General features: G+C 54.2%; 10 protein-coding genes, 4 tRNA genes and 2 rRNA genes (1 of these 16 running past the window's edge). All 16 read left to right on the top strand.

Annotation, left to right across the window (positions count from 1 at the left end; genetic code table 11):
- Window positions 1-2,063 (top strand): 23S ribosomal RNA (locus QMK50_RS11225); it begins 828 nt to the left of the window's first position.
- Window positions 2,064-2,233: 170 nt separating this feature from the next.
- A 5S ribosomal RNA gene (gene rrf / locus QMK50_RS11220) occupies window positions 2,234-2,349 on the top strand.
- Window positions 2,350-2,485: 136 nt separating this feature from the next.
- A complete protein-coding gene (birA, locus tag QMK50_RS11215) occupies window positions 2,486-3,445 on the top strand; it encodes a bifunctional biotin--[acetyl-CoA-carboxylase] ligase/biotin operon repressor BirA (RefSeq protein WP_159998193.1) in 960 nt (319 codons plus the stop codon).
- Entirely contained in the window at window positions 3,435-4,184 is a 750-nt protein-coding gene (locus tag QMK50_RS11210; protein WP_159998191.1) for a pantothenate kinase, read from the top strand. Before birA ends, QMK50_RS11210 begins: the two co-directional genes overlap by 11 nt.
- A gap of 7 nt (window positions 4,185-4,191) precedes the next feature.
- Window positions 4,192-4,638: a hypothetical protein gene (locus tag QMK50_RS11205; protein WP_095166156.1), complete on the top strand. Its 447-nt coding sequence runs from the start codon at window positions 4,192-4,194 to the stop codon at window positions 4,636-4,638.
- Window positions 4,639-4,780: 142 nt separating this feature from the next.
- Window positions 4,781-4,865, top strand: a tRNA-Tyr gene (locus QMK50_RS11200).
- A gap of 25 nt (window positions 4,866-4,890) precedes the next feature.
- Window positions 4,891-4,964 (top strand) — tRNA-Gly (locus tag QMK50_RS11195).
- Window positions 4,965-4,990: 26 nt separating this feature from the next.
- Window positions 4,991-5,066 (top strand) — tRNA-Thr (locus tag QMK50_RS11190).
- 85 nt (window positions 5,067-5,151) lie between these two features.
- Complete coding sequence (tuf, locus tag QMK50_RS11185; RefSeq protein WP_010467251.1) at window positions 5,152-6,345, top strand: elongation factor Tu; 1,194 nt, start codon at window positions 5,152-5,154, stop codon at window positions 6,343-6,345.
- Between the two features lie 53 nt (window positions 6,346-6,398).
- A tRNA-Trp gene (locus tag QMK50_RS11180) sits at window positions 6,399-6,474 on the top strand.
- 45 nt (window positions 6,475-6,519) lie between these two features.
- Window positions 6,520-6,888, top strand: coding sequence for a preprotein translocase subunit SecE (gene secE / locus QMK50_RS11175; protein ID WP_095166158.1), 369 nt, complete (start codon window positions 6,520-6,522; stop codon window positions 6,886-6,888).
- 9 nt (window positions 6,889-6,897) lie between these two features.
- The gene (gene nusG, locus QMK50_RS11170; protein ID WP_003186097.1) at window positions 6,898-7,431 is read left to right on the top strand and encodes a transcription termination/antitermination protein NusG; all 534 of its coding nucleotides are present in this window, start codon (window positions 6,898-6,900) and stop codon (window positions 7,429-7,431) included.
- A gap of 117 nt (window positions 7,432-7,548) precedes the next feature.
- Complete coding sequence (gene rplK, locus QMK50_RS11165; protein WP_007933726.1) at window positions 7,549-7,980, top strand: 50S ribosomal protein L11; 432 nt, start codon at window positions 7,549-7,551, stop codon at window positions 7,978-7,980.
- A complete protein-coding gene (gene rplA, locus QMK50_RS11160) occupies window positions 7,980-8,675 on the top strand; it encodes a 50S ribosomal protein L1 (protein WP_003176434.1) in 696 nt (231 codons plus the stop codon). The genes rplK and rplA overlap by 1 nt, the downstream gene beginning before the upstream one ends.
- A gap of 199 nt (window positions 8,676-8,874) precedes the next feature.
- On the top strand, window positions 8,875-9,375 hold the full coding sequence (gene rplJ, locus QMK50_RS11155) for a 50S ribosomal protein L10 (protein WP_003176433.1): 501 nt from the start codon (window positions 8,875-8,877) through the stop codon (window positions 9,373-9,375).
- Between the two features lie 78 nt (window positions 9,376-9,453).
- Complete coding sequence (gene rplL / locus QMK50_RS11150) at window positions 9,454-9,819, top strand: 50S ribosomal protein L7/L12 (RefSeq protein WP_025215758.1); 366 nt, start codon at window positions 9,454-9,456, stop codon at window positions 9,817-9,819.
- Window positions 9,820-9,930 lie beyond the last annotated feature (111 nt).

The raw sequence follows: 9,930 nt of genomic DNA, 5'->3' as shown, positions 1-9,930 counted from the left end.
TCATGTATCACTGTAGGGGGTAGAGCACTGTTTCGGCTAGGGGGTCATCCCGACTTACCAAACCGATGCAAACTCCGAATACCTACAAGTGCCGAGCATGGGAGACACACGGCGGGTGCTAACGTCCGTCGTGAAAAGGGAAACAACCCAGACCGTCAGCTAAGGTCCCAAAGTTATGGTTAAGTGGGAAACGATGTGGGAAGGCTTAGACAGCTAGGAGGTTGGCTTAGAAGCAGCCACCCTTTAAAGAAAGCGTAATAGCTCACTAGTCGAGTCGGCCTGCGCGGAAGATGTAACGGGGCTCAAACCATACACCGAAGCTACGGGTATCACTTAGGTGATGCGGTAGAGGAGCGTTCTGTAAGCCTGTGAAGGTGAGTTGAGAAGCTTGCTGGAGGTATCAGAAGTGCGAATGCTGACATGAGTAACGACAATGGGTGTGAAAAACACCCACGCCGAAAGACCAAGGTTTCCTGCGCAACGTTAATCGACGCAGGGTTAGTCGGTCCCTAAGGCGAGGCTGAAAAGCGTAGTCGATGGAAAACAGGTTAATATTCCTGTACTTCTGGTTATTGCGATGGAGGGACGGAGAAGGCTAGGCCAGCTTGGCGTTGGTTGTCCAAGTTTAAGGTGGTAGGCTGGAATCTTAGGTAAATCCGGGATTCTAAGGCCGAGAGCTGATGACGAGTGTTCTTTTAGAACACGAAGTGGTTGATGCCATGCTTCCAAGAAAAGCTTCTAAGCTTCAGGTAACCAGGAACCGTACCCCAAACCGACACAGGTGGTTGGGTAGAGAATACCAAGGCGCTTGAGAGAACTCGGGTGAAGGAACTAGGCAAAATGGCACCGTAACTTCGGGAGAAGGTGCGCCGGTGAGGGTGAAGGACTTGCTCCGTAAGCCCACGCCGGTCGAAGATACCAGGCCGCTGCGACTGTTTATTAAAAACACAGCACTCTGCAAACACGAAAGTGGACGTATAGGGTGTGACGCCTGCCCGGTGCCGGAAGGTTAATTGATGGGGTTAGCTAACGCGAAGCTCTTGATCGAAGCCCCGGTAAACGGCGGCCGTAACTATAACGGTCCTAAGGTAGCGAAATTCCTTGTCGGGTAAGTTCCGACCTGCACGAATGGCGTAACGATGGCGGCGCTGTCTCCACCCGAGACTCAGTGAAATTGAAATCGCTGTGAAGATGCAGTGTATCCGCGGCTAGACGGAAAGACCCCGTGAACCTTTACTATAGCTTTGCACTGGACTTTGAATTTGCTTGTGTAGGATAGGTGGGAGGCTTTGAAGCGTGGACGCCAGTCTGCGTGGAGCCAACCTTGAAATACCACCCTGGCAACTTTGAGGTTCTAACTCAGGTCCGTTATCCGGATCGAGGACAGTGTATGGTGGGTAGTTTGACTGGGGCGGTCTCCTCCTAAAGAGTAACGGAGGAGTACGAAGGTGCGCTCAGACCGGTCGGAAATCGGTCGTAGAGTATAAAGGCAAAAGCGCGCTTGACTGCGAGACAGACACGTCGAGCAGGTACGAAAGTAGGTCTTAGTGATCCGGTGGTTCTGTATGGAAGGGCCATCGCTCAACGGATAAAAGGTACTCCGGGGATAACAGGCTGATACCGCCCAAGAGTTCATATCGACGGCGGTGTTTGGCACCTCGATGTCGGCTCATCACATCCTGGGGCTGAAGCCGGTCCCAAGGGTATGGCTGTTCGCCATTTAAAGTGGTACGCGAGCTGGGTTTAGAACGTCGTGAGACAGTTCGGTCCCTATCTGCCGTGGACGTTTGAGATTTGAGAGGGGCTGCTCCTAGTACGAGAGGACCGGAGTGGACGAACCTCTGGTGTTCCGGTTGTCACGCCAGTGGCATTGCCGGGTAGCTATGTTCGGAATAGATAACCGCTGAAAGCATCTAAGCGGGAAACTAGCCTCAAGATGAGATCTCACTGGGACCTTGAGTCCCCTGAAGGGCCGTCGAAGACTACGACGTTGATAGGTTGGGTGTGTAAGCGCTGTGAGGCGTTGAGCTAACCAATACTAATTGCCCGTGAGGCTTGACCATATAACACCCAAGCAATTTGACTACTTCGAAAGAAGCATCAGATTGCGGTGTGTGAAGACGAAACGAACCGAAAGTTCGAATCTGCTCAAAGCAACACACAACACCGAAAGCTATCACATACCCAATTTGCTGAAGCGAGGTCATCTGGCCACGACTCAGTACCCGAATTTCTTGACGACCATAGAGCATTGGAACCACCTGATCCCATCCCGAACTCAGCAGTGAAACGATGCATCGCCGATGGTAGTGTGGGGTTTCCCCATGTGAGAGTAGGTCATCGTCAAGATTAAATTCCGAAACCCCTATCTGCGTATGCAGGTAGGGGTTTTGTTTTTGTCCGCGAGAAAGTTGGCGTATAGGGTTTCTATGCAACAGCTCGGGGCATGGCTATCATGCGGGCCTCATTGTGAGGCGATACTTGCATGCTGACGTTGTTAAAACTCTTGAAAGATGGTCGTTTCCATTCCGGGCAAGCGCTTGGCGTTGCTCTGGGGATCAGCCGGAGTGCTGTTTGGAAGCAACTCCAGCATCTCGAGGCGGAGTTGGGTCTCACTATTCATAAGGTGCGCGGTCGCGGCTATCAGTTGCGCGCGCCCCTGACGCTGCTCGATCCGGCCGGGGTCGCTGAGCATTCGCCGTCCAGTCAATGGCCGGTGCTGGTCTTTGACTCGCTTGATTCAACCAATGCCGAAGCCCTGCGTTCAATCGAGCGGGGGATGGCGGCGCCGTTCCTGGTGCTTGCGGAGCGGCAAACGGCCGGTCGTGGTCGCCGGGGTCGCAAGTGGGTCAGTCCCTTTGCCGAAAACCTTTACTACAGCCTAGTGCTGCGTATCGATGGTGGTATGCGCCAGTTGGAGGGCTTGAGCCTGGTGGTAGGCCTTGCCGTGATGCAGACTTTGAGAGACCTGGGCATTGCTGGGGCGGGGTTGAAGTGGCCCAATGATGTACTGGTTGGCGAGAAAAAGATCGCCGGCATATTGTTGGAGTTGGTCGGAGATCCTGCTGATGTGTGCCACGTTGTCCTGGGTGTGGGGATCAACGTGAATATGCAGGAGGCTGATGAGGTCGATCAGCAGTGGACCTCCATGTACTTGGAGGCGGGCAAGGGGTTTGATCGTAATCTGCTGGTGGCACACCTCGGTGGTGTGCTCCAGGAACACCTTAATCGTCACCAGTCTGCAGGTTTTTCGGTGCTGCAGGCGCAGTGGGAGCAAGGTCACCTCTGGCAAGGGCGTGCGGTATCGCTGATTGCCGGGGTGAACCGGATTGATGGTGTGGTGATGGGTATCGACGGGCAAGGTGCGCTGCGCTTGAAAGTCGACGGCGTGGAAAAGGTTTTTAGTGGTGGCGAGCTAAGTTTGAGGCTGCGCGATGATTCTTGAGCTCGACTGTGGGAATAGCTTTATCAAGTGGCGCGTGCTGCATGCAGACGCCACGCATCTGTTTGCCGAGGGTGTGGTGGACTCGGACCTGGCCCTGCTGGAGGGTCTGCGCGGCTGTGTGGGGCTGGATCTCAAGTACTGTCGCCTGGTCAGTGTGCGCACCAATGATGAAACGGCAGCGTTGGTGACGGCATTGGCCGATGCATTTGGTGTTTTCGCGCTGTGTGCGGCGCCGTCCAGGTCGATGTCCGGGGTTGAGAATGGTTACGAGGATTTTCAGCGACTCGGCCTCGATCGCTGGTTGGCCATGCTCGGCGCCTATCACCTGGCCGCAGGGGCCTGTCTGGTACTGGATTTCGGTACGGCACTGACAGCCGACTTCATTGCTGCTGATGGCAAACACCTGGGGGGCTTCATTTGCCCGGGTATGCCGCTGATGCGTCATCAATTACGCACGCACACCCGGCGCATTCGTTATGACGACATCGCGGCCTCTCGGGCGCTGGAAAGTTTCGCGCCGGGTCGTAATACGGTTGAGGCGGTAGAGCGTGGCTGTTCATTGATGCTGCGTGGGTTTGTCCTGACTCAGCTGGAACTGGCGCGTGAGTACTGGGGCGAAGATTTCAGCGTGTTTCTCACCGGCGGCGACGCGGACCTGGTGTCCGGCGTCGTCCCGCAAGCGCGGGTAGTGCCGGATCTTGTATTCGTGGGTCTGGCCATGGCCTGTCCATTGTCCTGAGGTTCTTATGCGTTGGTTGTTTCTGCTGTTGTTGGTTCTTAACGTCTTCTATTACGTCTGGCATCAGCAGGAGGTGCCCTTGCGTGCCAAGGACGTTACTCCGCTAAGTTTGTATAAGGGGTCGCAGCAGGATATCCGGCTGTTGAGTGAAACCAGGAGCTCCGCAGTGGCGCGCGACACGTCCAGGGCTGAGTCGGCGGATGAGAGCTGCCTGTACCTGGGCGGATTTGCTCGCCAGGAGACGGCCAGGGCATTCGAGGGGCGGCTGGCTGCGCTCGATATCAAGGTGCAACAGCTGGCAACTTCGCTGCCAGATTCAGCCGGCTTCTGGATGCGCGTATCCCCGCAAACCCGGCATTTGGCCGATGACGCTGCCTTGCAGAAGCTTGTTAATGAATTCAATGAGTTAAAACATAAAATAATGCGGTGCGAGGGGGTTGCAACTGCTCAATAGGTTGCATAGAATGGCGCCCGCTACGCAGTGAAGGCCTTTAACGGCAAACATCGCGAAGCACGGTCAACGCAGCTAACCTCAGGTTTTTAATGAGAAAATGCTTGACAGAAGGCTGGCATGATGTAGAATGCCGGCTCGCTTAGGAGGGGTTCCCGAGCGGCCAAAGGGATCAGACTGTAAATCTGACGTCTACGACTTCGAAGGTTCGAATCCTTCCCCCTCCACCATTTTTAGCGTGAGCTGCAAGCTTACGCGGGTATAGTTTAGTGGTAGAACCTCAGCCTTCCAAGCTGATGATGCGGGTTCGATTCCCGCTACCCGCTCCAAGTTTGCAGGTTGTGCAAAGTGTTTCGCTCTTGTAGCTCAGTTGGTAGAGCACACCCTTGGTAAGGGTGAGGTCAGCGGTTCAAATCCGCTCAAGAGCTCCATATAACAAGGCAGATATGAAAATATCTGCCTTTGTTTTAATGGCTAGTGTGACTTGTTTAATTCTTCTCTGTAGGGGTGAATTCGATGGCTAAGGAAAAGTTCGAACGTAATAAGCCGCACGTCAACGTAGGCACCATTGGTCACGTCGACCACGGCAAAACTACTCTGACTGCTGCTCTGACTCGTGTCTGCTCCGAAGTGTTCGGTTCGGCGAAGGTCGACTTCGACAAGATCGATAGCGCCCCTGAAGAAAAAGCTCGTGGCATTACCATTAACACCGCTCACGTTGAGTACGATTCGGCCGTGCGTCACTACGCACACGTGGACTGCCCAGGTCACGCCGACTACGTAAAAAACATGATTACCGGTGCTGCTCAGATGGATGGCGCAATTCTGGTTTGCTCGGCCGCTGATGGTCCGATGCCGCAAACCCGTGAGCACATCCTGTTGTCCCGCCAGGTAGGCGTTCCGTACATCGTGGTCTTCCTGAACAAGGCTGACATGGTTGACGATGCTGAGCTGCTGGAGCTGGTTGAGATGGAGGTGCGTGATTTGCTCAGCACCTACGATTTCCCGGGTGACGACACTCCGATCATCATTGGTTCGGCGCTGATGGCGCTGAATGGTCAAGACGACAACGAGATGGGCACTACTGCCGTCAAGAAGTTGGTCGAGACTCTGGATACTTATATTCCGCAGCCTGAGCGTGCTATCGACAAGCCGTTCCTGATGCCAATTGAAGACGTATTCTCGATCTCTGGTCGTGGTACGGTTGTGACTGGTCGTGTAGAGCGTGGCATTGTTCGCATCCAGGAAGAAGTTGAGATCGTTGGTCTTCGTGACACGGTCAAGACAACTTGCACGGGTGTTGAGATGTTCCGCAAGTTGCTGGACGAAGGTCGTGCTGGTGAGAACTGTGGCGTATTGCTGCGTGGCACCAAGCGTGATGACGTTGAGCGTGGTCAGGTCCTGGTCAAGCCGGGTACTGTCAAGCCGCACACCAAGTTTACTGCAGAGGTTTACGTTCTGAGCAAGGAAGAGGGTGGTCGTCATACGCCATTCTTCAAAGGCTACCGTCCACAGTTCTACTTCCGGACCACTGATGTGACCGGTAACTGCGAACTGCCGGAAGGCGTCGAAATGGTAATGCCAGGTGACAACATCCAGATGACTGTCACTCTGATCAAAACCATCGCGATGGAAGATGGTCTGCGTTTCGCTATCCGTGAAGGCGGTCGTACCGTCGGCGCTGGCGTCGTAGCCAAAGTAATCGAGTAAGTTGTTGTAATGTCTTTTTCAGGCCGGCATAATGGTCGGCCTGATTTTGTTTTAGGTCAGTAGCTCAATTGGCAGAGCGACGGTCTCCAAAACCGTAGGTTGGGGGTTCGATTCCCTCCTGACCTGCCAGATTCACTCAGTGTGTCTGGCTTTCTTTTCACAGGATCTTCATAGATGACTCCTAAGGCTGAAGCTCAAGGCTCTCGCTTCGATCTGCTTAAGTGGCTAGTAGTAGCTGCTTTGGTGGTTGTTGGCGTTGTTGGCAATCAGTATTACTCTGCTTCGCCGATCCTGTACCGTGTACTCGCTTTGCTTGCTATTGCTGCTGCAGCTGCCTTTGTAGGCCTGCAAACAGCGAAGGGCAAGTCTTTCTTTGTACTGGTTAAGGAAGCTCGCACCGAGATTCGTAAAGTCGTGTGGCCAACTCGCCAAGAAACCACGCAGACCACCTTGATTGTGGTGGCTGTTGTTCTGGTTATGGCGTTGCTGTTGTGGGGGCTTGATTCCCTGCTCGGTTGGCTTGTTTCCTTGATTGTTGGCTAAGGGTGTCCCGTGGCTAAGCGTTGGTACGTTGTGCATGCTTACTCGGGTTACGAGAAGCATGTCATGCGCTCGTTGGTAGAGCGCGTAAAGCTGGCTGGCATGGAAGATGGCTTCGGCGAAATTCTGGTTCCCACTGAAGAAGTGGTTGAAATGCGTAATGGCCAGAAACGCAAAAGCGAGCGCAAATTCTTCCCTGGTTATGTGCTGGTCCAGATGGATATGAACGAGGGTACTTGGCACTTGGTCAAGGACACTCCTCGGGTGATGGGTTTCATCGGCGGTACCGCTGATAAGCCTGCACCGATCACTGATAAAGAGGCAGAAGCGATTCTGCGTCGTGTTGCTGATGGTAGCGACAAGCCGAAGCCGAAGACGTTGTTCGAGCCGGGCGAAGTGGTTCGTGTCACCGACGGTCCGTTTGCCGATTTCAATGGCACGGTCGAAGAAGTTAACTACGAAAAGAGCCGGATCCAAGTGGCAGTGCTCATTTTCGGTCGCTCTACTCCGGTAGAGCTAGAGTTCAGCCAGGTCGAAAAGGTCTAGCCGAACAAGCATCCCAACCCCGCAGCCCTAGGCTGTGGGGTTTTGTCGTCACTGGGATAAACGCGCAAGTAACCGGGGAGCCTTTCGAGGCGTTTGAACCCGTAATTGGAGTGCCTCATGGCCAAGAAGATTACCGCTTACATCAAGCTGCAAGTGAAGGCCGCTCAGGCTAACCCAAGCCCACCTGTTGGTCCGGCCCTGGGTCAGCACGGCGTGAACATCATGGAATTCTGCAAGGCTTTCAACGCCCGTACTCAGGGTCTTGAGCCAGGTCTGCCGACTCCAGTGATCATCACTGTCTACAGCGACCGTAGCTTCACGTTCGAAACCAAGTCGACCCCTGCTTCGGTTCTGCTGAAGAAGGCTGCTGGTCTGACTAGCGGTTCCGCTCGTCCTAACACCGTTAAGGTTGGCACCGTAACTCGTGCTCAGCTGGAAGAAATCGCGAAAACCAAAAACGCGGATCTGACTGCAGCTGATATGGAAGCAGCCGTGCGTACTATCGCCGGTTCTGCTCGTAGCATGGGCCTTAACGTGGAGGGTGTGTAATGGCTAAGCTGACCAAGCGCCAAAAGGCTATCGCCGGCAAAATCGAAGCGGGCAAGTCCTACAACTTTGTAGACGCTGCTGCCCTGCTGACCGAGCTGTCGACTGTCAAGTTCAGCGAGTCCGTTGACGTTGCTGTAAACCTGGGCGTTGACCCACGTAAATCCGACCAGGTCGTTCGTAGCGCTACTGTGCTGCCACACGGTACTGGCAAGACTGTACGTGTTGCTGTCTTCACCCAAGGCCCGGCAGCTGAAGCTGCTCTGGCCGCTGGCGCCGATCGCGTTGGCATGGACGACCTGGCTGCCGAAATGAAAGGCGGCGACCTGAACTATGACGTCGTTATTGCTTCCCCGGATGCAATGCGCGTTGTAGGTCAGTTGGGTCAGATCCTCGGTCCACGTGGTCTGATGCCTAACCCTAAAGTCGGCACCGTAACTCCAGACGTAGCTACCGCGGTTAAAAACGCCAAGGCTGGTCAGGTTCGTTATCGCACCGACAAAAACGGCATCATCCACACTTCCGTTGGCAAAGTCGGTTTCGACGCCGTCAAGCTGAAGGAAAACGTTGAAGCCCTGATCGCTGATCTGAAGCGTATCAAGCCAGCTTCCTCGAAAGGTATCTACGTCAAGCGCGTTACCCTGAGCACCACTATGGGCCCAGGTCTGGTCATCGACCAAGGCTCGCTGGACGTATAAGCAATACATTGGCGTGAGAAATCACGCCAATTGAAAAAATTGGGGTCCCTGCCTGGCGGGGGCTATCCAAGACCGTAGGCGACGTAAGTCTTAAACCACAAGCCTACGCAGATGGTGCTCCCGGTTCCTTACCGAATCAGACACCAAAACGACATCCGGCTCCGGCCAGATGAAACGGTAACAAGCAGGAGTTAAACCCGTGGCAATTAATCTCGAAGACAAGAAGGCCATCGTCGCTGAAGTCAACGAGGCTGCCAAAGCTGCTCTGTCCGCTGTCGTGGCTGATGCCCGTGGTGTGACAGTAGGCGCTATGACCGGACTCCGTAAAGAGGCTCGTGAAGCTGGCGTATACGTACGTGTTGTACGTAACACCCTGCTCAAGCGCGCTGTTGCTGACACTGAATACAGTGTCCTCAACGACGTGTTCACCGGCCCGACTCTGATCGCGTTCTCCAAAGATCATCCAGGCGCTGCTGCCCGTTTGTTCAAGGAATTCGCCAAGAGTCAGGATAAGTTCGAGATCAAGGCAGCTGCGTTCGAGGGCAAGTTCCTCGCAGCTAACCAAATCGACGTACTGGCAACACTGCCGACCCGTAACGAAGCTATTTCTCAGCTGATGAGCGTGATTCAAGGCGCTACCAGCAAGTTGGCTCGTACTCTGGCTGCAGTTCGCGAGCAAAAAGAAGCTGCCGCAGCCTAAGGCTGAGCACTTTCTCTCGCGTATTTTTGTTTATTTCGATGGCCGCGTAGGCCGTCCCCCAATTCAGGAAATACAGCAATGTCTATCTCCCAAGACGATATCCTCAACGCCGTAGCTGAAATGTCGGTTCTGCAGGTTGTTGAGCTGATCAAAGCTTTCGAAGAAAAATTCGGCGTTTCCGCTGCTGCTGCATCGGCTGGTCCAGCTGCTGCTGCCGCCGTTGTTGAAGAGCAAACCGAATTCAACGTCATGCTGACCGAAGCTGGCGAGAAGAAAGTAAACGTGATCAAGGCAGTACGTGAACTGACCGGTCTGGGCCTGAAAGAAGCCAAGGCTGTAGTTGACGGCGCTCCTGCCATGGTTCTGGAAGCTGTTTCGAAAGACGCAGCTGACAAAGCCAAAGCAACTCTGGAAGAAGCAGGCGCTAAAGTCGAGCTGAAGTAAGCTTCGACTTTGCGTCTCCAGCCCGAGCGTTAAGCGAAAGGCTGATGGCTGGTGGCTCTTGCCACCGGCCTTTTTCCGTTATTGGCAGCCGATTGGGTCGGTGTCGATAAC

This window comes from Pseudomonas sp. P5_152 (assembly GCF_033989915.1).
In the GTDB taxonomy this organism is placed as follows: Bacteria; Pseudomonadota; Gammaproteobacteria; order Pseudomonadales; family Pseudomonadaceae; genus Aquipseudomonas.
Note: the sequence above shows the minus strand (reverse complement) of the source record. Positions and strands in the feature narration are given on the sequence as shown.